This window comes from Vibrio sp. PBL-C16 (assembly GCF_034321865.1).
Classification (GTDB): Bacteria; Pseudomonadota; Gammaproteobacteria; order Enterobacterales; family Vibrionaceae; genus Vibrio; species Vibrio alginolyticus.
The window spans coordinates 2262273-2287089 of the sequence record NZ_JAXLNY010000002.1 but is presented as its reverse complement, the minus strand read 5'-3'; the positions used below and the strand labels follow the sequence as shown (position 1 = coordinate 2287089).

The window sequence follows — 24817 nt, the reverse complement described above, 5'->3', positions numbered from 1 at the left end:
TTGATGCCTTATGTGCAAAGCCTTAAGCGCGATAAGTCGGCGTAACCTGAGAGTCTGAGATGTCATGCGGCACGATTTTACCCAAAGCGGCAATGAGGCGGGAGGCAAGTCGGGCGGCAACAGGGCAGCGTTCAATACCCTTGGGCTAAGATGAGTCTGACAAACCTGAAATAGCTTAATGATAAAGCTAACTTATTGTTTATCTGACTCTTTTAAAAGCAGTTAAATGATTTACGTAAGTTGGCACACAAATTGTATTGAAAATATCAGAACAGATTTAGAGATTCTAAACCCTGCGTTTAAGGCAGATTTAGCAAGTAACTTTTACGGTCAGTGCTTATCCAAATGAGAGTAAAGCTGGCCGCTTCGCAAAAGCTTGCGAACTCAACAGGAGAGCAAAATGGCTGTAACAGTTAGTACTAACGTCTCCGCGATGACCGCGCAGCGTTACCTAAACAAAGCGACTGATGAATTAAACACGTCGATGGAGCGCTTATCTTCAGGACATAAGATTAACAGTGCAAAAGATGATGCGGCAGGTCTACAGATCTCTAACCGCTTAACTGCACAGTCTCGTGGCCTAGATGTCGCAATGCGTAACGCGAACGATGGTATCTCGATTGCACAAACCGCTGAAGGTGCGATGAATGAGGCAACCTCTGTCATGCAACGAATGCGTGACCTTGCGATTCAATCATCGAACGGTACTAACTCTCCAGCTGAGCGTCAGGCGATCAACGAAGAGTCAATGGCATTGATTGACGAGCTAAACCGTATTGCAGAAACCACTTCATTTGGTGGTCGTCGTCTATTGAACGGCTCATTCGGTGAAGCAGCATTCCAGATTGGTGCGAGCTCAGGTGAAGCCATGATCATGGGACTCACCAGCATTCGTGCGGACGATACTCGCATGGGCGGTGTGACCTTCTTATCTGAGAACGGTAAAGATAAAAACTGGAGTGTTGACCCAGCTAAATCTGACTTGAAGATCACGCTACCAGGTATGGGTGAAGACGAAGACGGCAATGTTGATGATCTAGAAATCAACATTAATGCCAAAGCGGGCGACGACATCGAAGAGCTTGCCACTTACATTAATGGTCAGTCTGATATGATTAATGCGTCTGTAAGTGAAGATGGCAAGTTGCAAGTTTTTGTCGCGCATCCAAACGTTCAGGGTGAGATTTCTATTTCTGGTGGATTAGCATCTGAGCTTGGCCTGAGTGATGAACCTATCAGAACGTCAGTACAAGATATTGATATGACCACGGTACAAGGTTCTCAAAACGCGATTTCTGTGCTGGATTCGGCACTGAAATACGTAGACTCGCAACGTGCAGACTTAGGTGCGAAGCAAAACCGTTTGAGTCACAGCATCAACAACTTGGCGAATATCCAAGAAAACGTTGACGCATCGAACAGCCGAATTAAAGATACAGATTTTGCGAAAGAAACCACGCAAATGACCAAAGCACAAATTTTGCAACAGGCAGGTACATCGATTCTTGCTCAAGCGAAACAGTTGCCAAACTCTGCAATGTCACTATTGCAGTAGTTTACTTAGCCTGTACTCAATACATTCAGACGTGGATGGGAATGCAGGCTTTTGGCAAGCAACTTTACAATAGAATGAGCGGCTCTCTCATCTCTCACCTGCCAATCATTTTCAATGTAAAGTTGCACTCGGTATGCCGGAAATGTGTTCATTTCTCTTGATCTCCACATAGGCTCTGGCGACCAACCTAGCCCCAGTTCTCTCAAAGGAAAAGGGGCTTTTTCTTTTCTAATTTTCACGTCTATCGTCTGCGAACTTACCTTTAATTGTTTCCTTTTGCTGGTTTTCTATACAATTTAGCCCTCTCGGCTCGATTTGTGGAAACTTGAGCACTTTTTCTTACTTTTCTTCAATTTTATTAGCTAAATCTCGCAATGTTATTTTTTTAAACTTTTTTCTAAAGCTTCTGAATTTGGTGTCGTTAATAGAGGTAACTTTGAGAGAACTACTTGGTTTTCCGAGACGTCGGAAACCGCTACACCGGAAAATCAATTGGAGAAATCACCATGGCAGTGAATGTAAACACTAACGTATCAGCGATGACCGCTCAGCGTTACCTAAACAACGCAAACTCAGCTCAACAAACTTCTATGGAGCGTTTGTCTTCGGGTTTTAAAATCAACAGCGCAAAAGATGACGCTGCGGGTCTGCAAATCTCGAACCGTTTGAACGTACAAAGCCGTGGTTTGGATGTAGCGGTTCGCAACGCGAACGACGGTATCTCGATTGCACAAACTGCTGAAGGTGCAATGAATGAGACCACTAATATTCTTCAACGTATGCGTGACTTGTCTCTGCAATCAGCAAACGGTTCAAACTCGAAAGCAGAACGTGTTGCGATTCAAGAAGAAGTGACCGCACTCAACGACGAACTAAACCGCATCGCAGAAACAACCTCTTTCGGTGGTAACAAGCTGCTAAACGGTACCCACGGCGCGAAATCGTTCCAAATCGGTGCGGATAACGGCGAAGCGGTAATGCTTGAGCTAAAAGACATGCGCTCAGACAACAAAATGATGGGCGGTGTAAGCTACCAAGCAGAAAGCGGTAAAGGTAAAGATTGGAACGTTGCCCAAGGCAAGAATGACCTAAAAATCAACCTAACGGACAGCTACGGCCAAGAGCAAGAAATCAACATCAGCGCAAAAGCGGGTGACGATATCGAAGAGCTTGCGACTTACATTAACGGCCAAACTGACCTAGTGAAAGCCTCAGTAGACCAAGACGGTAAACTGCAAATCTTCGCTGGCAACAACAAAGTTGAGGGCGAGGTCGAGTTTTCAGGCGGTCTATCTGGTGAACTAGGCTTAGGCGAAGGCAAAAAAGTAACAGTAGATACTATCGACGTAACCTCAGTTGGTGGCGCACAAGAATCTGTTGCTATCATCGATGCGGCACTGAAATACGTAGACAGCCACCGCGCAGAGCTAGGTGCATTCCAGAACCGTTTCAACCACGCAATCAGCAACTTGGACAACATTAACGAGAACGTGAATGCGTCGAAGAGCCGTATCAAAGATACAGATTTCGCGAAAGAAACGACGGCAATGACCAAATCACAAATTCTATCGCAAGCGTCAAGCTCAATCCTTGCGCAAGCGAAACAAGCGCCTAACTCAGCGCTAAGTCTGCTAGGTTAATCAATTAAACAAAGCAAGAAACCAAAGCCAGGCTCATCCCTGGCTTTTTGCTTATTGGCTATAACGATTCAGATGTGTCCTGACATTATGTTCGATAAGGCATTCATATCGATTAGATGATCTCTTTAAATTCCAATGTTTCTGCGATGGTGGCGCAGAGACACCTGAGTCAAGCAGCTGCGCAAAATGTTGAGTCACAACGCAACCTAACTTCGGGGTTTCGAATCAACTCGGCGAGCGATGATGCGGCAGGTTTACAGATATCGAATACTCTCCATGTACAAACGAGAGGGCTTGATGTCGCCTTAAGAAATGCGCACGACGCTTTTTCTGTTGCTCAAACAGCGGAGGGAGCATTGCACGAAAGCAGTGACATATTGCAACGCTTACGCTCTCTGGGGCTTCAAGCAGCAAACGGCAGTTATGACTCAAGTGATCGGCAAAGTATTCAATATGAGGTCGTAGCGCTGCAAGATGAGCTTGATCGTGTCGCGATCACGACAACATTTGCGGATAAAAACCTGTTTGATGGATCTTACGGTTCACAAAGTTTCCATATTGGCGCGAACGCTAATTCAATCTCTTTGACGTTACGTAACATGCGTAGCCATATCCCAGAGATGGGAGGGCAGCATTATGTTGGTGATGCGGTCGATAAAGATTGGCGAGTCACTAAAGATAACCAAACCCTAAAAGTCGAATACCAAGACAGTAAAGGGCAAACCCAAACGGAATCCATTGGACTCAAATTGGGTGACCGTATAGAACAGGTCGCCACTTACATCAATGCTCAACAATCGATAGTGAATGCTTCAGTAACGGAAAACAACGAACTGCAATTCTTCGCTTCTACGATGAAGGCGCCAGAGGGTGTGGTTCTCGAAGGGAGTTTAGCGGATGAGCTTGATGTGAGCGCTGGTCAATTAGTCACAATGGATGACATTGATATGTCGACGGCAGGTAAGGCTCAGCTTTCAGTTGGAGTGATTGATGCAGCAATTAAGTACGTTGATTCGCACCGAAGTGAAATTGGCAGCTTTCAGAACCGTGTAAACGGCTCGATGGATAACTTAAATACTGTGAATCGGAGTGTTACAGAGTCCAAGAGTCGAATAAGAGATACAGACTTCGCAAGAGAATCTACAGAAATGGTGCGTTCTCAAGTGCTCCAAGATGCGACAACTGCATTACTCGCTCAAGCGAAGCAAAGGCCGAGCTCAGCACTAGGCTTGCTCAGTTGAACGTGTTTCAGCGATGCACATCGCTCAGAAAAAAGTCAGATAATAAAAAACGCTGCCATTGGCAGCGTTTTTTTCGTGTTCGATTAAGTAAAAATTACTTAGTTACACGTAGAACTGGAGTTTCACCAACAGTTACAGAACCAGAAAGCTTGTTTAGCTCTTTGATTTCGTCCATGTTAGAGATAACAACTGGAGTTAGCGTTGACTTCGCTTTCTCTTCTAGAAGAGCTAGATCGAATTCAATTACAGTGTCGCCAGCTTTAACAGTTTGACCTTCTTCAGCGATACGCGTGAAGCCTTCGCCTTTTAGTTCAACTGTGTCGATACCGAAGTGAACGAAAAGCTCAACACCGTCGTCAGACTCGATAGAGAACGCGTGATTAGTTTCGAAGATCTTACCGATAGTACCGTTTACAGGAGCTACCATTTTGTTGCCTGCTGGCTTGATAGCAATACCGTCACCAACGATTTTCTCAGCGAAAACAACATCTGGCACGTCTTCGATGTTTACAATCTCACCAGAAAGTGGCGCGATGATTTCGATAGCACCAGCGTCAGCGCTGTCATCAGATACAAGCTTCTTAAGTTTGTCAAACAGACCCATTGTGTCATGCTCCTAAGGTTTGGTTTTATTCTGTCGAATTATAGTATACCAATATAGCTCATTAGACGACTTTTTTCGCCGTCTAATGGCCATTAAGTATTGAATTACTTGGTACTACCGATTACTGAGCTTTCTCAGCAATAAACTTTTCTACCACGGCTTCGATTTCTTCTGCTGTCGGTAGAGAAAGGGCTTCTTCAGCCATTGCTTTCACTTCTGCGAAGTTAGAGTTACGAACTACTTTCTTCACTTTAGGGATTGAAATGCCGCTCATTGAGAACTCGTCCAGACCCATACCTAGAAGTAGAAGTGTTGCACGCTCGTCACCTGCAAGTTCACCACACATACCAGTCCATTTACCTTCTGCGTGAGAAGCGTCGATAACTTGCTTGATCACTGTAAGTACAGCTGGTGATAGTGGGTTGTATAGGTGAGAAATCATCTCGTTACCACGGTCAACCGCTAGCGTGTACTGAGTTAGGTCGTTTGTACCGATAGAGAAGAAAGACACTTCCTTCGCTAAGTGGTGTGCGATCGCAGCAGCAGCAGGAGTTTCAACCATAACACCGATTTCGATGTTTTCGTCGAACGCGTGGCCTTCAGCGCGTAGCTCTTCTTTGTACTCTTCGATCGCTTTCTTAAGCTCACGGATTTCTTCGACAGAGATGATCATTGGGAACATGATACGCAGTTTGCCGTGTGCAGAAGCACGTAGAATGCCACGTAGCTGATCACGAAGGATTTCACGACGATCTAGACTGATACGTACAGCGCGCCAGCCTAGGAATGGGTTCATCTCTTTTGGAAGATCCATGTATGGGAGATCTTTATCGCCGCCGATATCCATAGTACGGATGATCACAGCTTGACCGTTCATTGCTTCCGCAACTTCTTTGTACGCTTGGTACTGTTCTTCTTCAGTTGGTAGCGCAGTACGGTCCATAAATAGGAATTCAGTACGGTACAGACCAACACCTTCACCGCCGTTACGAAGGATACCGTCACAATCTTTCACTGTACCGATGTTACCGCAAACTTCTACACGGTGACCGTCAGTCGTTTCTGCGTGTAGGTCTTTCAGTTTCGCTAGCTCTTCTTTTTCAGCTAGGAATGCTGCTTTAACCGCTTTCGCTTCTTCTAGCTCAGCTTCTGATGGGTTGACAACAATCTTGTTGTTCATTGCGTCAAGAATCAGCATGTCGCCATTCTTAACTTTCTTCGTGATGTCGTTAGTACCAACGATAGCTGGAAGCTCAAGTGAGCGAGCCATGATTGAAGTGTGAGATGTACGACCGCCGATGTCACAAGCAAAACCAAGCACGTAGTCTAGGTTAATTTGTGCAGTTTCAGATGGCGTTAGGTCGTAAGCAACAAGAATTACTTCTTCGTTGATATCGCTAAGCGAAACAATGTTGATGCCTAGTGCGTTCTTAACAAAACGAGAACCGATATCGCGGATGTCAGTTGCACGCTCTTTTAAGTATTCGTCGTCTAGAGACTCAAGAGCACATGCTTGCTCTTCGATCACTGAGTGGATAGCGTGATCAGCAGTCATCTTGTCGTTTTTGATAAGTGCTAGGATTTCCTCTTCTAGCTCTTCGTCTTCAAGAAGCATGATGTGACCTTCAAAGATCGCTTCTTTTTCTTCGCCAAACGTTTCAAGCGCTTTTTGCTTGATAGTTTCTAGCTGAGCTGCAGATTTGTTACGAGCGTCAAAGAAACGCTGAACTTCAGCTTCTACTTGATCGTCAGAAATAGTGTTTGTGTTTAGGACAATTTCATCTTCTTGAAGTAGTAGTGCTTTACCGATTGCAATACCAGGAGATGCTAGGATGCCTGAAATCATAGCCTTACCTTAAGTTTGGTCAACTTTATAAAACGGGAGAATAATGGGTGCGCTAACGAATAGTTTTAGCTTAGTTTTGAGCCTATTTCCAACGAAGCCATTTTGCTTTCACAAAATGGCTTCTGGAGTAGGAGACCGGATTAGTGTAGTTGGTCCATTAGAGCAACTAGGTGGTCAACTGCTTGCTGAGCTTGTGGGCCTTCAGCAGAAATAGTAACTTGAGTACCTTTCACTAGGCCTAGTGTTTGTAGTTTGAACAGGCTCTTAGCGCTAGCGCTTTTACCGTTAGAAGTCACAGTGATGTCTGCGTCGAATGCTTTTGCTTCTTTAACAAACTGTGCAGCTGGACGAGTGTGAAGGCCGTTTTCTGCTGTGATTTCTACTTGCTTCTCGTACATGTGATATACCCCAATAAATGTATTTTTTTGTTAGTTTGTGACCAGATTTTAGCTTAACTGCTTTACATCTTGTGCGCTAGCACGGGAAGAGTTCAAAGCGCGTCAGTTCTGATACTAGTCAAAAGTTTGGTAACTACGCAACTGTTTGCGTGCGTAATCACTTTGAAACCTTTTTGTGTTCTGCTTCTTTATTTTGAAGCTAGAAATAAAACACCCTGATATTACCAAAGGTAGGGCAGGGATCAACAAAAAAGCCCCTAAACGGGGCTTTTTTAAACTAAAAATTGATTTGAACACATATTATTGTTGGTTCTCTTTTTCGGTAAAGATACCTGCAAAGAGTGCTGTACTTAGGTAACGCTCACCGGAACTTGGCAAGACAGTTACAATTGTTTTTCCTTCAAATTCAGGTAGTTCCGCAAGTCGGTTCGCTGCAACAACCGCTGCACCAGATGAGATACCAGCTAGGATACCTTCCTCTTCCATTAGGCGACGAGCCATCTCAATCGCTTCTTCTGAGGTAACTTGCTCAACACGGTCAATAATGTCTAAATCGAGGTTACCAGGGATGAAACCAGCACCGATACCTTGAATTTTGTGTGGGGCAGGCTGGAGTTCTTCGCCAGCAAGTGCTTGTGCAATAACCGGAGACTCTGCTGGCTCAACTGCAACAGAAGTGATGGCTTTGCCTTTTTCACCTTTGATGTAACGGCTAGTACCTGTAATAGTACCGCCCGTACCAACACCAGCAACGAATACGTCGATTTCACCGTCTGTCGCTTCCCAAATCTCAGGGCCCGTAGTCTTTTCGTGGATTTCTGGGTTCGCTGGGTTGTCAAATTGTTGAAGAAGTAGGTACTTCTCAGGGTTGCTTGCTACGATTTCTTCTGCTTTAGCAATCGCCCCTTTCATGCCTTTCGCCGCTTCAGTCAGCTCAAGGTTCGCGCCTAGTGCTTTTAGTAGCTTACGGCGTTCTAGGCTCATTGATTCAGGCATGGTCAATGTTAGCTTGTAACCGCGAGCAGCCGCTACGAATGCTAGAGCAACACCAGTGTTACCACTGGTAGGTTCTACAAGCTCTACACCTGGCTTAAGAAGGCCCGCTTTCTCTGCTTCCCAAATCATGTTTGCACCGATACGGCACTTAACACTGAAGCTAGGGTTACGCGCTTCAATTTTTGCGAGAACTTTGCCTTTACTTACTTTGTTTAGACGAACGAGAGGTGTATTACCAATAGTAAGAGAGTTATCTTCGTAGATTTTGCTCATAGTGATGTTCCTTCATTACACGTTGTGTGAATATGGATAGAAGAATATGCGGTATGAAAAAAAGGGAAAAGGATTAAAAAGTTATATCTTATTAGGTTGGCCCAGAACTTGATAAAAGAAAAGGGAAAAGCTGGCGCTGATCCCTTTCCTTAATCTCTAATCGACTATCGTTGGGGCTTAAACTCCGCGACCCACATAGCGGTTGCACCACATATTGCTACAGGCATGACAATGAGGTTCAAAATTGGGATCGTCGTAAACACAGACACCAATACCCCAAAGCCATAGGCCTTACCTTGCTTTTGTTTCAATTTGTAACGCATGTCGTTAAATGGGATTTTATGGTTATCAAACGGGTAGTCACAATATTGAATCGCGAGCATCCAGGCGGTAAAGATAAACCATAAAAATGGGCCTACTGTTTGTCCAAGGGCAGGGATGAGCAATAATAGGAATAGGCCTATTGCTTTAGGTAAAATGTAAAGGAGCTTTCTCCACTCACGAGCTAAAACGCGAGGAACATCTTTCAGGACGGCAGTGAAACCATCATCATTTACTTTTTGTCCCGTTAAGTACTCTTCCACTTTTTCAGCCAAGAGGCCATTGAATGGCGCGGCGATAAAGTTCGCGAGCGTGCTGAAAAAATAGGAGAAGGTAGCGAGTATCGTCAGAGCGAGTAAAGGCCAAAGAATGTAAGTTAACCAGGATAAAAACTCAGGCAGCTGCCCAATCCAGCCTTCTATCCATATATTAAGGTTTGAAAATAGATAGAAGATGGCACCACCTACAAGCAAGATATTTGCAAGTAGAGGTAAGATGACAAAGCGCCTGATTTTAGGGGCAAGTGCCAATTGTATCCCGTATAGAAAATAACCGAACCCGGTTCTCTGCTGATTGTTTTGCTTCATGTCTATTTTGGCTTCGTGTAAATGAAAACTCATTGTACCTGTGAGGACTTTTCTTTCAATGCCCTGACAAATGACGTCTTGTTAAGTGGAATCGTGGCAAGAATCACAACAAAAAACGGAACTTCTTGCATTAAGTTGTTCTAAATCTACATATAGTTTTGGTAAAGTAAACGTATCATTCAGATTTATTGCACTTGGGTTGCTGCTCAAGGAACTGCGAGTAGTAAAAACAAGTATATTGAGAGTAAATAATGCAGGAATTGCGATTCGTACTCATTGTTGTTGGCGCATTAGCCATCGCGGCATTACTGTTTCATGGTTTATGGAGCAGTAAAAAAGAAGGCAAAGCAAAGTTTGGTAACAAGCCACTTGGTAAGCTGGATGTTGACCAAGAAGACAAAAATGATCTTGTTGAGAAAGAACGAGACTTCGCTCCCGCTCCTGAAGATGACTTTGAGATCATTCGCAAAGATCGCAAAGAACCAGATTTTGGGATGGCGAATTCTTTCGACAACAAGTTTGAATCTGACCCGTTATTCGGTGGCCCATCTGAAGTCAAACAGACGCAGCAGGAGCCGGATGACATCCCTTCATTTGTTGCAGAAAAAGATAAAGAAGAGGACGTTGAGCCTGTTGTTCAAGCAACAGTAGCTGAAGAGCCATTCCAGCCCGCTGTGGAAGAAGACGCTATTCCCGCCGCGTTTGATATTACGGAGAAAGAACAGCAAGTCGAAACGGTTAGTGAGCCTGTCGTTGCAGAGCCTAAGGAAGAGCCAAAGCTAGAACCTGAAATGCAAGTGATTGTATTGAATGTGCACTGTGCTGGTGAAGAGCCATTTGTTGGTACTGCTTTATTTGAAAGTATGCAACAAAACGGTCTAATTTATGGCGAGATGGATATTTTCCACCGTCATGTCGACTTGTCCGGTAACGGCAAAGTGCTGTTTAGCGTCGCTAATATGATGCACCCTGGTACGTTTGAACATGCTGATCCTGCTGAGTTTACAACGAAGGGTATTTCATTCTTCATGACATTGCCTTGTTATGGCGAGGCTGAACAGAACTTCAACTTAATGCTCCGAACTGCGCAGCAAATTGCTGATGATTTAGGTGGTAACGTACTTGATGACCAGCGCAACTTAATGACGCCAGATCGTTTAGCATCTTATCGACGTCAAATAGTTGAGTTTAATGCCGCTAACGCATAATCTTAACAGCAAATAATAATAGGGCTCCGGATGGAGCCCTTTTTCTTGGATTTCCCAACCTCACCGATTGAAAATACACGGGGCTTTACTATGTCTGAATCAGTACTTCAGCGACTAGAAGAACTAAAAGAGTCGTTGCATTACCACGCTGTGCGTTACTACGTGGAAGATAACCCAGAGATCCCTGATGCCGAGTACGACCGTTTAATGCGAGAGTTACTGGATATTGAAGCTGAGAACCCTGACTTAATAACCGTAGACTCGCCAAGCCAACGTGTCGGTGGACAACCTCTTTCTGCGTTTAGCCAAGTGACACATGAAGTACCGATGCTTTCGCTTGATAACGCGTTTGATGATAGTGAACTTGATAGTTTCCACAAGCGCGCACAAGAGCGCGTGGGCAGCCAGAGTGTGAAAGAATACTGTTGTGAGCCTAAATTGGATGGACTCGCCGTAAGTTTGTTATATGAGAATGGCGTGTTAGTTCAGGCGGCCACTCGAGGCGATGGTACTACGGGTGAAAACATCACAGAGAATGTGCGTACGATTAAAGCCATTCCTTTAAAACTCAGGGGTAATGACTGGCCAAATCGTCTTGAAGTTCGTGGTGAAGTCTTTATGCCGAAAGCTGGGTTTGAAAAGCTCAATGAATTAGCAAGGAAGAAAGGCGAGAAAATCTTTGTTAATCCACGTAACGCTGCGGCAGGTAGCTTACGACAATTGGATTCACGTATTACGGCTTCTCGTCCGCTTAGCTTCTATGCATACAGTGTAGGCGTGGTGCAAGGCGCAGAATTGGCAGCAAGTCATTACGAACGCTTTTTGCAAATCAAATCTTGGGGACTGCCAATGTGCCCGGAAACTAAGCGAGTTGAAAGCTTGGCGGATGTAAAAGCTTACTACCAAGATATATTGCAGCGTCGTGATGCCCTCCCTTATGAGATCGATGGTGTCGTTATTAAAATTGACGATATTGCCGTGCAAGAGCGTCTGGGGTTTGTTGCTCGCGCTCCACGTTGGGCGATTGCCTACAAATTCCCAGCACAGGAAGAAATGACGACACTGAATGAAGTGGAGTTCCAAGTCGGTCGCACTGGTGCGATTACACCTGTTGCTAAACTAGAGCCTGTATTTGTTGGCGGGGTAACGGTAAGTAATGCGACGCTTCATAACGCAGATGAGATAGAACGTCTGCAGGTCAAGATTGGTGATCACGTTGTGATCCGCCGTGCTGGCGATGTTATTCCGCAAGTCGTATCTGTCATCAAAGAGCGTCGACCAGAAACAGCTCGAGATATTGTTTTCCCAACTCAGTGTCCTGTTTGTGGTTCGCATGTTGAGCGGATCGAAGGAGAAGCGGTAACACGTTGTATGGGGGGCTTAGTTTGCCAAGCCCAACGCAAACAAGCGCTAAAACACTTTGTTTCTCGTAAAGCGTTAGACGTTGACGGTTTAGGCGATAAAGTGATCGAGCAGCTTGTTGATCGTGAGATGGTGAAAACTCCTGCTGACTTATTTAAGTTATCAGCGGGGATTTTAACCGTACTAGATCGCATGGGGCCAAAGTCTGCGCAGAATATTGTGAATGCGTTAGAAAAATCCAAAGAAACAACTTTACCTCGGTTTTTGTATTCACTGGGGATCCGTGAAGTTGGCGAGGCAACCGCAGCAAACTTAGCAATGCACTTTAAAACGTTGGGAGCGATCCAAAATGCTACCGAAGAGCAGTTGATTGAAGTGCAAGACATCGGTGCTGTGGTTGCTCAACATATTACGACTTTCTTTAGTGAAGAACAGAACCAAGCGGTGGTTAAAGATTTGCTTGAACAAGGAATTCATTGGCCAGAGATTAATACTACTGAGCAGGTGGGGGAATTACCATTAGAAGGTAAAACAGTAGTATTAACGGGAACACTTTCTCAACTGGGGCGTACAGAAGCCAAAGAAGCCCTCCAAGCACTGGGGGCTAAAGTGACGGGTAGTGTTTCTAAGAAAACCGATATTTTGTTTGCTGGTGAAAATGCAGGTTCGAAGCTCGCAAAGGCACAAGAACTGGGTATCGAAATTAAAACAGAACAAGACTTACTCGAACTGATGAATTAAGTCTTCTCAAAAAAGCTAAAAAATAACTAAAAGCCCCGTATGCTAAGCATGCGGGGCTTTTTCTTGTTCATAATTAAGTGTTTTTTTATTGAGTAATTGATGCCTTTGTTCTTTTCAGTGATCAAGATCGAACCTTGGGCTATTGGTTTTTTTGGCTTTTTTAGTCTGCGAGTGACTTCAAGTTGATACTTTTAAGTTCAATTTAAGTGTTTGATTTTAAATAATAATTTATTGTGTTGTGTTGATGTTGTTAAAAATAAGATCTGGATCAATAAGTTATATGGAACTTTGGAGTGGCTCATATTTTTTTAGAAAAAAAATAAGTTACATTTGGATGTTTTTAGCTGCGAAGTTAGTCTTAATCACGTGGATACACGGTGTGTATGCAGGAACTAAAAAAAGCCAAATTAGAAATAATGAGGTTTGATCAGGAATTTACTTCTCTCCTTCGGCGGCCAACTAAAGGTGAGATAGAAAAATACAGCTATATCCATTTTTAGGAGTTTTTCCATGGACAAATTTTTTAAGGTTTCAGCGTTAACCGCAGCAATGTTTGGTGTTGTTGCTGTCGCTCCAGCTACAGCGTCTACTGAAAGTGCAGCAGGTGGCGAGTACGTAGAGAAAGTGAACGAATTTATGCAAGACTCAAGTCTGAATGCATTATTCATAGTTGATACTCGTTCACGAACTCGTACAACAGGTAAGCCCGGCGGTGAAAATGGTGACCGTTGGAGTCGTCTAAACTACTCTTCTTACAACGCAATTTTGGACTTCACTTCTGGCTACCACGATGGTTGGGTGGGCGCAGATGTTGCGGCTTACTACTCTGGCGATCTTTACAACGATAGTCTTTACAATTCAAACGAAGGCTACCTATGTAACGAAATCTCAACTTGTAACAACCTAGACTGGGGTGCAGGTGATGGTCAGCAGCTTAAAGTTTACAAAGCAGCGCTGAAATTCAAAGCAAACGAAAACTTTAATGCTCGTTTCGGTATGTTACAGGCTGGTGGTAACGGTACAATCGGTAACGTTTGGAGCTTTGTACCTGGTACTTACCGTGGTTTCGAACTGAACGCTAAACTTGGTGATTTCAACCTAAGCTACTTTGGCGCAGACCAATTTACAGCACCTTGGCTGCTTCACGAAGATGATTACGCACCAGCGCTTTGGTCTGACACTTCATGGAGCTACCTACACTCTCTAGGCCTAAACGGTAACCTAACTGACAGCTTGTTTATGCAACTTGGTTTGGGTCAAGCTACTGGCGTTCAATATGCAAATGGTGTTGACTGGGGTGCAGGTCAAGTAACTAGCTACCACAACGAAACTGACAACACTTCTTACAAGGCTTACTTGAAGTACACTGTTAGTGACCGTACAACTCTAGCATTTGATTTCTACGGTGTTGACGATGATGTGAAATACGATGGTCTAGGTTTCCACACTGGTCTATCTTTGAATCAATCTTTCGGCAAGCTAGCTTGGATGTCTGAGTTGCGCTACACAGACACAGATAACCGTGCGGACTTCGTTCCTCGTACTATTCATACATATGGTATGAACAATGGTACTTGGTCTCAGTGGTGGGACGCGCTGTCTGACTGGAACAAAGCGGGTGAGCTAGCATGGTACAACCGTCTATCTTACAACCAAGGTAACGGCTGGAACTACTACCTAGGCTTTGGTTACGGTACTGGCGCTGACTCTGCAGCAAGCGGAGCATCAGGTGACTGGGATTACGAAAGCGAATACGCAGTTAACGCAACAGTATCTTACTCACTACAAAGTGGCGCGCTTAAAGGTTCTACCATTCGTTTACACGGTACAATCCTAGAACGTGATGAGTACGCAGGTGCTGGCGATGCGGATGAAACAGACTTACGTCTACAAGTTCTTATCCCTTACAGCTTCCACTAATACTTAATTAGATAATAAAAGGAGCCGCTAGGCTCCTTTTCTATTTCACTTCTCGGCCGTCGTATATTTTGCAATATAACGGTGGCAACATATGTACATTACCGTTTGGCAACTCACACTTTATCTCTGGGCCTAACGTACGACCACCGGATGCACCATTAGCATGAGTGGTTAACGGAATTATGGCAAAAGATATTACTAATAGACCAGATAAAAATCTCATAATAATCACCTTAATATAAACTTTAAATATCTACGTGCTTGTATAAACCGTGACTACGCAGAAAGGCAAGGTTGAATAGGGCTCTTATATCAAACTAAGCTCTTACTTCTTTACTATTCCCATTCCCCACCTCTAAATCGACACATTTCACTTGGAATATTCGTAACGTCGCCACTTGGCATCTTACATTCGACTATAGGTCCCAAATTAGTTGTACCGCCGTTTCCGTTGTTGTAGGCAAAGGAAGAAAAAGAAAAAATACCGCACAACATTAAAAAGAGAAGCTTATTCATAGTACATCCTCTTACTTACCAAATAAAAAGCACTCAACTTAAATGCTTATGCGTTAAGTATGTATCCGAGGATAAAAAGATCAAAAAATAATTCAATAAAGTTTTATTTTTTAAAATAAATTTAGATCGATAATTTACCTAGATATATTTCTATCTTATTGATTGTCGTGTGTTGAATAATTAAATAATAGGAAATGGTAGGTAGGGTATTAATAATATTACTAATACTTATTTTTTTTCTCGATTTTAATTAAGGTAATGAAATGAAAGCAGTTGTTTAGATTAAAGTAATGGAGCATGATTTGCCCCATTACTTTGGCATAAATTAATTAGAATCAGGCTCAATGATTAAAATAATACCTTCAACATCGGTGATTCTTACGCGGGTACCGGCTGGAAGTGCTTGATCCGATAGTGCGGACCATGTGGTATCGGCTACCTTGATGCGATTGAGCCCGACGGAAAAGTCTTCTTCAAGGATAAGAGTACGCCCAATTAACTGCTTGTACTTTTGGTTCAGATCTCTTTCTTGGTCTTCTTGCTTGTCTTTAGACCATTGTCGTCGCCACCAAAGCCAGGTGGTGATTAAGCTGAAGCTTGCAAAGCAAAGCCATTGCAATTGCCAGCTCATTGGCAAAACGGTCATGAGTGCTCCAACGATAAGTGCAGACATCCCGAGCCAGAGAAAATACCCTGCGGTACCAAGTAGCTCAACTGCTAAAAGAGCAAAGCCAAACGCTAGCCAATGCCAGAAAGAGATACCTTCCAACAAACTAAAAAAGTCCATAAATTATTCTTTATCTTGCTGTTTAAACATTTCTGCTATCCCTGCAACCGAGCCCATTAGTCCGGTTGCTTCTAATGGAAGCATAATGATTTTACCATTTTCGGCTTGACCAATGCTCTTGATCGCTTCGGTATAACCCTGTGCAATGAAGTAATTGACGGCTTGCATGTCACCTTTTGCAATGGCTTCGGAAACCATGTAAGTCGCTTTTGCTTCTGCTTGCGCGGCACGCTCACGTGCTTCTGCATGGAGAATAGCAGACTGCTTTTCGCCTTCAGCTTTTAATATCTCTGATTGTTTATGACCTTCGGCCTTTAATATCTCAGCTTGGCGAACCCCTTCTGCTTCAAGAATTTCCGCACGCTTATTACGCTCGGCTTTCATTTGCGCATTCATTGCAGCGGTCAGATCGGCTGGTGGCTGGACATCTTTAATCTCAATTCGTGTGACTTTTACGCCCCAAGGGTTTGTTGCTTGGTCAACAATCGCCAACAGCTTAGAGTTGATCATGTCGCGTTGGCTCAGCATTTCGTCCAGTTCCATTGAACCTAAAACGGTACGAATGTTCGTAAGGGTCAAGTTTCTAATAGCGTGTTCTAAGTCGTTGACTTCATAAGCCGCTTTTGCAGCATCGATCACTTGAACAAATCCGACAGCGTCAATAACCACGTTAGCGTTATCTTTTGAAATGACCTCTTGCGCAGGAATATCGAGAACGCGCTCCATCATGTTTACTTTTTGACCAACTTTATCAACGAATGGAATGATCAAGTTTAAACCCGGCTTTAATGTGTGGGTGTAGCGTCCGAAGCGTTCAACTGTCCAGTTGTTTCCTTGCGGAACCGTTTTAATGGCTGAAGATAAGATAACGACAGCAAGAACGACGAAAATACCGATGGTGATCAGTGAATCAATTGGCATGAGTTATTCCCTTAAGTGCATAATATTCGATCCATTTTTACCTATTTATAGACAATAGACAATTGAAGTTCTGAGACCTTTGAGAGGTTATTGGTTTTTTATATGACAAAGGCCGGAAATCCCGGCCTTTGTTGTCTTATTCCTAGAAGAATGCGGCGCTTAGTACAAAATTGAGTAAAGCTGGCGACGATATCTGCTTGCTAATGCGTTACCTTGACCTAGCGCACTGAGAATATCCATAAAAGTCTTCTTCACGTCACCGTCTTGGGCGCCCAAGTCTTTTTTAAGAATATTCCACAGCAGTTCCAACGCTTCTTCATCCCGACCAACTTGGTTGTATTGTACCGCCAATTCACAAGCGAGTTCGAAGTTTGCCATGTCTGCTGCGTATGCTTGTTCTAGTCGCTGTAACTCAGGGCTATCTGCAGCCTGCAAATGCAGCTCGAGCTTGGCTATTAGGCTCTTGTAGTAGTTATCTTGATACTCGAGAGGGATAGCGTTCAGTAGTTCTTGGGCAATATCAAATTGTTTGGTTTCTAGCAAACAATCAGCCATCGCGAGTTTCACATCACCACGCTCTTGCAGCTCTGGCGGCAAAGTGTGGATGATGCTCAAAGCCTGAGCATGCTCACCTTGCTGAAGAAGTTCACTGATTTGCTTTAATAGTTGTTCATCTGGGCTTGGCAAATGCTTTTGTAGCATGGTAGCAATGGCATCAATTGGCTGGGGCCCTCCCAGACCATCGACGGCTTGACCATTTATAAACAGCGCGATAGTTGGCAATACTTGCACGCCAAATTGAGACGCTAAAGCGGGCTGATCTTCACAATTTAGTAGAGCAAGCGTAAATGCACCGTTGTACTGTTGAGCAAGAGATTGCAACTCAGGGAGTATCTGTGCGCTTTCTGGCTGAGCGTTGGCCCAAAAGTGGATCAAAACGGGCGTGTTCATTGATCCTTCAAGCGTTTCGCGAAAGTTCTGTTCTGTTATCTCAACGATAAATGGGGATTGCATCAGAGTATCCTTGCCTTGTGTCTGTCGTTGATATTAGATATGGAGTTGATTTAGGTGAAATTCAAGCGACATTCACCATCAATAATGAATCATTCTATTTTGAGAAAACGTGAGGTAATAGAGTGAGGTTATTGCTGCTCAGGTGTTAGATAAAAAGAAAACGCTGCCGAAGCAGCGCAATTCTAATGCTATTTGTTAGTGCGGTATCAAAATAGGATGAACATGGTCAACACTACACCCACACTAAGCCAGTTAAGCTGATTTAATGTCATTGTTGCCTCGCAGTAGTATAAACATTGCTACAAAACGTAATGGGTGGCGATACCAAATCTAAGCAACTCAATCACTTTGGGCGAAAGAATCCCCGCTGAATTGCGTAGAAATTGATTCGTTTAGTTGAGGTTTTTTTAACCTACATGTTCATAATGACATCACATTGTTACGGTGAAATTACATTTCGACAAAACTTTTTTATGCAGCCTGTCGCAAAATTTTATCAAGTACACGGGTTGGTAATAGTCTTTTCAAGACTGCGAATAATTTAGTCGGTGTAGTAATTCGATAACGAATTTTCGGTGAAACGCTAGTTAATGCATGAAGAACTGGTGCGATGCAAGACTCTGCAGGCAAAACAAATCGATTATTAGACTTGTCGTTGTTGAGTCGCTCTCTTTGTCCTTCATAAGCATGACGATGGGGGCTAGATTCAATATCAACCCACTTCTCAAAGGCTCGTAATGCATTGTTTCTAAATTGAGTTTCGATCGGTCCTGGTTCTATCAATGCTACTTTGATATTCGTATCCGCAAGCTCTAGCCTGAGCGTATCTGTCCAGCCTTCTAAGGCAAATTTTGATGCATTATAGGCGCCACGGTATTTCATTGCGGCAAAACCAAGAACAGAGCTGTTTTGTATGATGCGTCCTTCGCCTTGCTGGCGCATATGAGGAAGCACTTCTCTGACCAACTGGTGCCAACCAAAAAAGTTGGTCTGAAATTGATTCTTGAAGAGCCCCGGTGGGTAAGTCTTCCAGTGCTCCGGGCTGACCATAGGCACCATTATTGAACACTGCGTAAAGCTTACCTTCTGCTAACTCTAGCGCTTGCTTCACGCCCGAAGAAATGCTTTCTGGGCTATTTAGGTCTAGATTGATGCAGGTTAGCCCTTCATTAATTAGGCGCTGGACATCTTGTTCTTTCCTACAAGATGCAATGACATTAAATCCCTTGTTTTGTAGGGCGTGAGCGCACACGTAACCGATGCCAGTTGAACAACCCGTAATAAGAATCGACTTTTTCATAATTTAAGACTCAGAAACCTTGATTAGAGCCATCATTCATCAGCTCCGGTCATGAAGCAAGTGCTTGAGTGCTGGCTCTATTCTGGAGTAGCTAAATTTAAAGCCCAGTTCGGTGAGTTTTTTGGGTTTGGCTCTCATGCTATCGAACAATAAGCAGGAAGATTCTCCCATTAGGAGTTCCATCACCCATTTAGGCGTGAACAAGATATGCGGACGTTTTAGCGTTTTGGCTAGTGTACCGCTGAATATACGATTAGTCACAGGATGGGGGGCGCACATATTGAATGCACCGTGGGCATGTGGTGTTTCAAGCAAGTACATGATGGCGCGGACCATATCTAGGATGTGAATCCAAGGCATGTACTGATTACCGTTCCCAAGTGGGCCGCCTACGCCAAGCTTGTAAGGTAATAGCATCTTTGCCAACGCACCACCATTAAGGCCGAGTACCACGCCAGTTCTCATTAGACAAACCCGAGTTTGCTCCGACTCTGCGCGCTTGGCTATTTGCTCCCACTTTGCACAAACCTCGTGAGGAAAGTCGTCGCTATTAACATGTAAGCACTCATCAAACGGATGGTCTTGTTGATCACCATAGTAGCCAACTGCCGAGCCACTAATAAAAACAGAGGGAGGTTCGGTACTTGCGTGGATCAGCTCAACAATTTGCTCGGTAATTTTCCAACGACTTTTGCAGATTTTTTCTTTTTGCTCGCTGGTCCACCTTTTATCCGCAATAGGCTCACCTGCAAGATTAATGACGGCATCAACGTGATTGAGATCGGCGAACGACTCGAGCGAGTCAAGGTATTCGATATTACCCAGATCAGCATGCTGTAGGCGTTGTTTTGCTCGCTCTGGAGAGCGTGTAAGTAGCATAACTTGGTGAGTTGATAGCAGCTTGAGCAACTCCGAGCCAATAAACCCAGTGCCACCTGTGAGTAATATCTTCATGTTATCTCTTTGAATGTACACGTATTAGAACATTATAGTCGTTTTGTGCTTAGCTTGATCATCTCAACACCATTATTTCTAGGATAGTGACAAGCTGACAGAGAGGCTATTAACTTCACATATTAGAAAATATGTAACTAAATGTTATAAATGGCGCTAGTGCATTCACGGTAGAAGAGTGAAATCTATGCCAGACTAAAAGTTATCGCTCATTGGAACGAGCGTAATCAGTTTGCATAATCAAGGAGGATAGGCATGGAAGCATTTGTTGCGCTTTTTCGAGCGCTCCTCAATAGTGCTCGTGACTTATTACCCATCATCATTGTTATCACTTTTTTTCAATTAGTCGTTTTGCAAGAGCCGCTGCCCAACCTGGTCTCCATTCTTTTTGGATTGTTGCTTGTCATTTTAGGATTAACCTTTTTTATCTTTGGCCTAGAACTTGGTCTTTTTCCTATCGGAGAGAGTATGGCTCAAGCCTTTGCAAAAAAAGGCAGCGTGTTTTGGTTATTAGTCTTTGCGTTTTGTTTGGGGTTTGGCACCACGATAGCTGAACCTGCATTAACCGCGGTAGCGGAAGAAGCCTCAGAAGTTGCGGCAGAGGGCGGAATGATCGCTAACTCAGAGCAGTCCATGCAGGATTACGGAGAAGGACTTCGAGTAACAGTAGCTCTCTCTGTGGGGATAGCCATCGTTATCGGCGTTTTGCGTATCTTAAAAGGGTGGCCAATTCATTACATGATCATCGGCGGCTACGTCGGCGTTGTAATACTGACGTGGTTTGCACCGGAAGCCATTATTGGCGTCGCTTACGATTCCGGAGGTGTAACCACGTCCACCATAACAGTACCTTTGGTCACTGCACTGGGCGTCGGTTTAGCGTCTTCTATTAAAGGTCGCAACCCTATGGTGGATGGCTTTGGTTTAATCGCTTTTGCCTCGCTGTTACCGATGATGTTTGTGATGGTTTACGGAATGGTCGTAACATGATTTCAATTGATCATTTCCTAGACACTTTATTATCGACCGTTAGAGACGTCGTTCCCATCGCCAGCATTATTTTTGGTTTTCAGTTAGCCGTGTTAAGGCGTCCTGTTAGCAACCTTAAGAAAGTTTTGCTTGGGTTCGTTTATGTGATTTTCGGGCTAGCTCTTTTTTTACTTGGATTAGAAATGGCGTTGTTTCCACTTGGGGAGACGATGGCTGTGCAATTAACGGCGCCGGAGTTTTTACAAGAGTTCAAAGTATCTGTAGGGAAAGCCTTAATGTGGGTCGACTATTATTGGGTTTACACCTTCGCCTTTTTTATAGGCTTTAGTACCACGATTGCAGAGCCTTCTTTAATCGCTGTAGCGATAAAAGCAAACCAAGTCTCTGGAGGCAGTATCAGTATTAACGGCTTGCGCGTAGCCGTTGCGTTTGGGGTGGCAATTGGTATTGCATTAGGGAGTTACCGGATTGTCGTGGGCGATCCCATTCATTATTACATCATCGCGGGTTACATCGTCGTTGTGATTCAAACGTTTTACGCTCCTAAGCTTGTTGTTCCACTCGCCTACGATTCTGGAGGCGTAACAACTTCTACCGTCACTGTCCCACTTGTAACTGCATTAGGGTTAGGGCTTGCTTCGACCGTCCCTGGAAGAAACCCAATGATTGATGGCTTTGGCTTGATCGCGTTTGCCAGTCTATTTCCTATGATCTCTGTGATGGGCTATGCGCAAATAACCCAGTGGCTGAATAAAAACGTCTCGGAGGAAGAAGAAAATGCGCTTTAAATTGATACTTGCGTTTGTTGAAGACAGCAAAACAGACAAGGTGTTGGACGCTGCACGCGATGCTGGTGCGACCGGTGCAACAGTGATTAACAATGCTCGCGGGCAAGGTTTAAATCAAAAGCGAACGTTTTTTGGTTTAACGCTAGAAGTGCAAAAAGATGTGCTGCTGTTTGTGGTCGAGGAACATCTCTCTCGACACATATTAGAAACCATTAATGAGGTTGGTGAATTCGACAGAGAGTCGGGGCAGGGCATTGCTATTCAGATCGATATTGAAGATGCAGTCGGTGTCGCGCATCAAGTAGAAACGTTGACCAAAGTGGTTGAGGATGAGTTATGAGCAGTCAAACGATAATTAGAGTTCGAGATGTTATGGCGGCAACGTATGTGATGGTTGATGGACTGATGACCGTATACGAAGGCATAACGCTAGCGAAAAAATACCAAGTCAAAGCGCTGGTGGTGAAAAAGCGAGATGATAATGATGAATATGGCATCGTGTTGATGAATGATATCGCCAAAAAGGTGCTGGCGAATAATCGTTCTCCTCAGCGCACAAATATTTATGAAATCATGACCAAGCCCGCTTTGTGTGTCGAACCAGATATGAACGTAAAATATTGTGCACGTTTGTTTGAGCGATTTGGCATAAGCAGAGCGCCGGTCATTGAAAGTGGCGAGGTCATTGGGATGGTGAGTTATAACAATATTGTCATCAATGGTATGGTGCGAGAAGAAGTGTAATAGGTTGATATAAATGAAAAATCAACGAATTTTTTCTCAAGTCAGCGACTGTTACAAAGAACTAAAATATTTAATATATGTTAGGTTGCATATGTGTTGATTCACCATTATTCTTTGCGCCCTAAGCCTAATGTCGAGGAATCTGTATCATGCCTTTAGTCTCTTGCCCCGTGTGTGAGAAACAAATCTCAAAACGCGCTCATGCATGTCCAGGATGCGGAGAGCCCGATCCGCTGCACCATCTAGCCAAATCAAAATTTATGTCGATGGTGTTTTGGATACTGGTGTTGGTTGGAACAGCGTATGCAGCATGGTTCTATGTTTTGCCTATGGTCATTGAATCATTGCGCTATCAGTAGTATTCAAACCGTCGTAGGTTGAGCTGCTAAAAAAATGCCGTAGAATGACCTCATACTTTTTGAGGAGACGATGTCGTGAAACTATTTTTTGCCTCAGACCTACATGGCTCTTTGCCAGCAACTAAAGAAACCATTGATCTATTTTTGGCCTCTGGTGCGCACCACCTGATTTTGCTAGGAGATACGCTAAACCATGGGCCGCGAAACCCTATTCCAGAAGGCTACAACCCTCCACAGGTAGCAGACTTATTGAACCAATACAGTGATCAAATTATTTCTGTACGTGGCAACTGTGATAGTGAAGTGGACCAAATGCTATTAAAGTTTCCAATGATGATGGATTACTCATGGGTGCTACTTGAATCTGGCAAGAGAATCTTTTTGACTCATGGTCACTTGTACAACTCTGAAAAACGGCCGCCACTGCGCGAAGGTGATATCATCGCCCACGGGCATACACATGTTCCCGTCGCAGAGATGCAAGATGGAGCCATTATATTCAACCCAGGCTCGATGACATTCCCACGTAATGGCTTACCGAGAAGCTTTGGTACTCTAGAAGACAATAAGCTAACGGTAAAAACGCCAGAAGGCGAAGTATTAGCACAAACCATGATTTAACGGTTTTACTAAGTAAAAAAAATAGGGAGCGAATTGCTCCCTATTTTGTGTCTGAATGTCCTAAATCGCGTTCTGGGTCGATAATGTCTCTAACGCGCTGTTTTAGCACCTTGGCTTCAGGAAAGCCGCTGTCTTTTTTCCGTTCCCAAATTTGCTGGCCATTACAGAAAATTTCGAAGCGACCACCTGTGTCTGGGTGTAAGCTGATTGTTTCTATTTCTTCACTAAAAGTATGCAGTAATTCTTGCGATAGCCAAGTTGAACGCAACATCCAGTTGCACTGGCGGCAGTAATAAATATCAATGATTGCTTTATCCATGAAACTTTCCTTTTAATCTTTTTAAACCAGCAACTTGATGCCCACCGCAAACGTGAGAATTTCGAATGCAACTTTAATCACTCTGTTGCTGTATCGAGTCGCGGCCCATGCGCCTAAACTGCCGCCTAGAAAAGAGCTTAACAATAAAACAGGTAACCAAGCCCAGTGAATAGGCGCCCCTGCCTGTACGACGGCAATGCCTCCAATGCCATTCCAAAACAGGCCGACACAAATCATGGTGTAAGCAACGGCTTGTTTGTAGTCGTAACCAAACCAGCGCACCAAAAATAGTGTCACGAGCAAACCAGAACCTGCGGTAAGAGATCCGTTAATGATGCCGATAAACAGTAAGCCAATTCCACCAATAACCCAACCGATAGGATGACGGTTACGTATTACTTCAGCTTGGCCTAGCGATGTCTTAAATCGCGAGTAGATACCTAGCGCTAGGATCATCGTGCCGAGCATCTTTTCCGCGATACCATCAGGGATCTGTACAATTAAGTTAGCCCCTAAAATCACGCCAATACTACCGGACAAGATAAGGTAGAGCGCGATTTTCCATTTAATAGTGCCTGATCTTAAATGCGTGCTTGCTGCGCCTAAGCCTAAAGCAACCGAAGCCACCTTATGTGTGCCTAGCGCAACGGAGAACGGTAAGCCGAGAAAGATGAGTAAAGGGAATTGAAGCAAGCCTGCTCCGCCACCGGAAAGTGAAGCCAGCGTGTTGGCGATTAGTGAACCGAAAAAGAGAGTAGTGGTATCTAGCCAATCCATAAGTAAAACAAAGGGGGCGTCTTGCCCCCTTATCA

Annotated in this window: 24 protein-coding genes and 1 pseudogene; 12 read left to right on the top strand and 13 right to left on the bottom strand. The window is 44.0% G+C overall.

All coding sequences use genetic code 11. The features are described 5' to 3' along the window. Positions 1 to 400: 400 nt before the first annotated feature. The 3 genes from UQW94_RS18670 (at position 401) to UQW94_RS18660 (ending at position 4436) form a co-directional block, all read left to right on the top strand. Positions 401 to 1555, top strand: a complete 1155-nt coding sequence (locus UQW94_RS18670) for a flagellin (RefSeq protein WP_005382038.1) — start codon at positions 401 to 403, stop codon at positions 1553 to 1555. Between the two features lie 506 nt (positions 1556 to 2061). Next, positions 2062 to 3195 (top strand): flagellin, encoded by a 1134-nt coding sequence (locus tag UQW94_RS18665; protein ID WP_005382039.1) that lies wholly within the window; start codon positions 2062 to 2064, stop codon positions 3193 to 3195. Between the two features lie 116 nt (positions 3196 to 3311). Next, positions 3312 to 4436, top strand: coding sequence for a flagellin (locus UQW94_RS18660; protein WP_137281775.1), 1125 nt, complete (start codon positions 3312 to 3314; stop codon positions 4434 to 4436). Between the two features lie 94 nt (positions 4437 to 4530). Here the strand turns inward: UQW94_RS18660 and crr are convergent, their stop codons facing one another. The 5 genes from crr to cysZ form a co-directional block, all read right to left on the bottom strand. After that, positions 4531 to 5040 (bottom strand): PTS glucose transporter subunit IIA, encoded by a 510-nt coding sequence (gene crr, locus UQW94_RS18655; protein WP_005382041.1) that lies wholly within the window; start codon positions 5038 to 5040, stop codon positions 4531 to 4533. A gap of 121 nt (positions 5041 to 5161) precedes the next feature. Further along, positions 5162 to 6886 carry a phosphoenolpyruvate-protein phosphotransferase PtsI gene (gene ptsI, locus UQW94_RS18650; protein WP_005389298.1) on the bottom strand — a complete coding sequence of 575 codons (1725 nt, stop codon included), beginning with the start codon at positions 6884 to 6886 and terminating at the stop codon, positions 5162 to 5164. A gap of 140 nt (positions 6887 to 7026) precedes the next feature. Beyond that, positions 7027 to 7284, bottom strand: a complete 258-nt coding sequence (locus tag UQW94_RS18645; protein WP_005382043.1) for an HPr family phosphocarrier protein — start codon at positions 7282 to 7284, stop codon at positions 7027 to 7029. Between the two features lie 300 nt (positions 7285 to 7584). Continuing rightward, positions 7585 to 8553 carry a cysteine synthase A gene (cysK, locus tag UQW94_RS18640; RefSeq protein WP_322142479.1) on the bottom strand — a complete coding sequence of 323 codons (969 nt, stop codon included), beginning with the start codon at positions 8551 to 8553 and terminating at the stop codon, positions 7585 to 7587. Positions 8554 to 8717: 164 nt separating this feature from the next. Then, positions 8718 to 9461, bottom strand: coding sequence for a sulfate transporter CysZ (gene cysZ / locus UQW94_RS18635; RefSeq protein WP_322142478.1), 744 nt, complete (start codon positions 9459 to 9461; stop codon positions 8718 to 8720). 251 nt (positions 9462 to 9712) lie between these two features. Here cysZ and zipA point away from each other — a divergent pair, with 251 nt between their 5' ends. From zipA to UQW94_RS18620, 3 genes are all read left to right on the top strand, one after another. Then, positions 9713 to 10669, top strand: coding sequence for a cell division protein ZipA (gene zipA, locus UQW94_RS18630; protein WP_137281777.1), 957 nt, complete (start codon positions 9713 to 9715; stop codon positions 10667 to 10669). A gap of 90 nt (positions 10670 to 10759) precedes the next feature. Further along, the gene (gene ligA, locus UQW94_RS18625) at positions 10760 to 12772 is read left to right on the top strand and encodes an NAD-dependent DNA ligase LigA (RefSeq protein WP_017819968.1); all 2013 of its coding nucleotides are present in this window, start codon (positions 10760 to 10762) and stop codon (positions 12770 to 12772) included. 510 nt (positions 12773 to 13282) lie between these two features. Beyond that, positions 13283 to 14692, top strand: coding sequence for a hypothetical protein (locus tag UQW94_RS18620; protein ID WP_005382055.1), 1410 nt, complete (start codon positions 13283 to 13285; stop codon positions 14690 to 14692). A 40-nt stretch (positions 14693 to 14732) separates the two neighbouring features. Here UQW94_RS18620 and UQW94_RS18615 read toward each other — a convergent pair whose 3' ends face one another. From UQW94_RS18615 to UQW94_RS18590, 6 genes and pseudogenes are all read right to left on the bottom strand, one after another. Next, positions 14733 to 14915: a hypothetical protein gene (locus UQW94_RS18615; protein ID WP_021707681.1), complete on the bottom strand. Its 183-nt coding sequence runs from the start codon at positions 14913 to 14915 to the stop codon at positions 14733 to 14735. Positions 14916 to 15533: 618 nt separating this feature from the next. Next, positions 15534 to 15995, bottom strand: coding sequence for an NfeD family protein (locus tag UQW94_RS18610; RefSeq protein WP_322142477.1), 462 nt, complete (start codon positions 15993 to 15995; stop codon positions 15534 to 15536). Positions 15996 to 15998: 3 nt separating this feature from the next. Then, on the bottom strand, positions 15999 to 16916 hold the full coding sequence (locus UQW94_RS18605) for an SPFH domain-containing protein (protein WP_005382060.1): 918 nt from the start codon (positions 16914 to 16916) through the stop codon (positions 15999 to 16001). A gap of 159 nt (positions 16917 to 17075) precedes the next feature. Beyond that, positions 17076 to 17930, bottom strand: coding sequence for a co-chaperone YbbN (locus UQW94_RS18600; protein WP_318304484.1), 855 nt, complete (start codon positions 17928 to 17930; stop codon positions 17076 to 17078). 471 nt (positions 17931 to 18401) lie between these two features. After that, a pseudogene (locus UQW94_RS18595) lies at positions 18402 to 19230 on the bottom strand (SDR family oxidoreductase). A gap of 39 nt (positions 19231 to 19269) precedes the next feature. After that, entirely contained in the window at positions 19270 to 20184 is a 915-nt protein-coding gene (locus UQW94_RS18590; RefSeq protein WP_213899496.1) for a TIGR01777 family oxidoreductase, read from the bottom strand. Between the two features lie 255 nt (positions 20185 to 20439). On the opposite strand from UQW94_RS18590, the gene UQW94_RS18585 reads away from it, so the two are divergent. The 6 genes from UQW94_RS18585 to yfcE all read left to right on the top strand — a co-directional run bounded on the left by UQW94_RS18585 (position 20440) and on the right by yfcE (position 23686). Next, a complete protein-coding gene (locus UQW94_RS18585) occupies positions 20440 to 21174 on the top strand; it encodes a DUF1538 domain-containing protein (protein WP_064376309.1) in 735 nt (244 codons plus the stop codon). Further along, entirely contained in the window at positions 21171 to 21962 is a 792-nt protein-coding gene (locus UQW94_RS18580) for a DUF1538 domain-containing protein (protein ID WP_186584426.1), read from the top strand. Before UQW94_RS18585 ends, UQW94_RS18580 begins: the two co-directional genes overlap by 4 nt. Next, complete coding sequence (locus tag UQW94_RS18575) at positions 21952 to 22302, top strand: P-II family nitrogen regulator (protein WP_005382084.1); 351 nt, start codon at positions 21952 to 21954, stop codon at positions 22300 to 22302. The genes UQW94_RS18580 and UQW94_RS18575 overlap by 11 nt, the downstream gene beginning before the upstream one ends. Beyond that, a complete protein-coding gene (locus UQW94_RS18570) occupies positions 22299 to 22706 on the top strand; it encodes a CBS domain-containing protein (protein ID WP_031781352.1) in 408 nt (135 codons plus the stop codon). The genes UQW94_RS18575 and UQW94_RS18570 overlap by 4 nt, the downstream gene beginning before the upstream one ends. A gap of 149 nt (positions 22707 to 22855) precedes the next feature. After that, positions 22856 to 23065 carry a hypothetical protein gene (locus UQW94_RS18565; protein ID WP_005382086.1) on the top strand — a complete coding sequence of 70 codons (210 nt, stop codon included), beginning with the start codon at positions 22856 to 22858 and terminating at the stop codon, positions 23063 to 23065. 75 nt (positions 23066 to 23140) lie between these two features. Then, positions 23141 to 23686 (top strand): phosphodiesterase, encoded by a 546-nt coding sequence (gene yfcE / locus UQW94_RS18560; RefSeq protein ID WP_005389637.1) that lies wholly within the window; start codon positions 23141 to 23143, stop codon positions 23684 to 23686. A gap of 40 nt (positions 23687 to 23726) precedes the next feature. Here the strand turns inward: yfcE and UQW94_RS18555 are convergent, their stop codons facing one another. Together UQW94_RS18555 and UQW94_RS18550 are read right to left on the bottom strand one after the other, a co-directional pair. After that, complete coding sequence (locus tag UQW94_RS18555; protein ID WP_005382088.1) at positions 23727 to 24005, bottom strand: SelT/SelW/SelH family protein; 279 nt, start codon at positions 24003 to 24005, stop codon at positions 23727 to 23729. Between the two features lie 21 nt (positions 24006 to 24026). Beyond that, positions 24027 to 24782, bottom strand: coding sequence for a sulfite exporter TauE/SafE family protein (locus tag UQW94_RS18550; protein WP_047102891.1), 756 nt, complete (start codon positions 24780 to 24782; stop codon positions 24027 to 24029). Between the last annotated feature and the right edge of the window lie 35 nt (positions 24783 to 24817).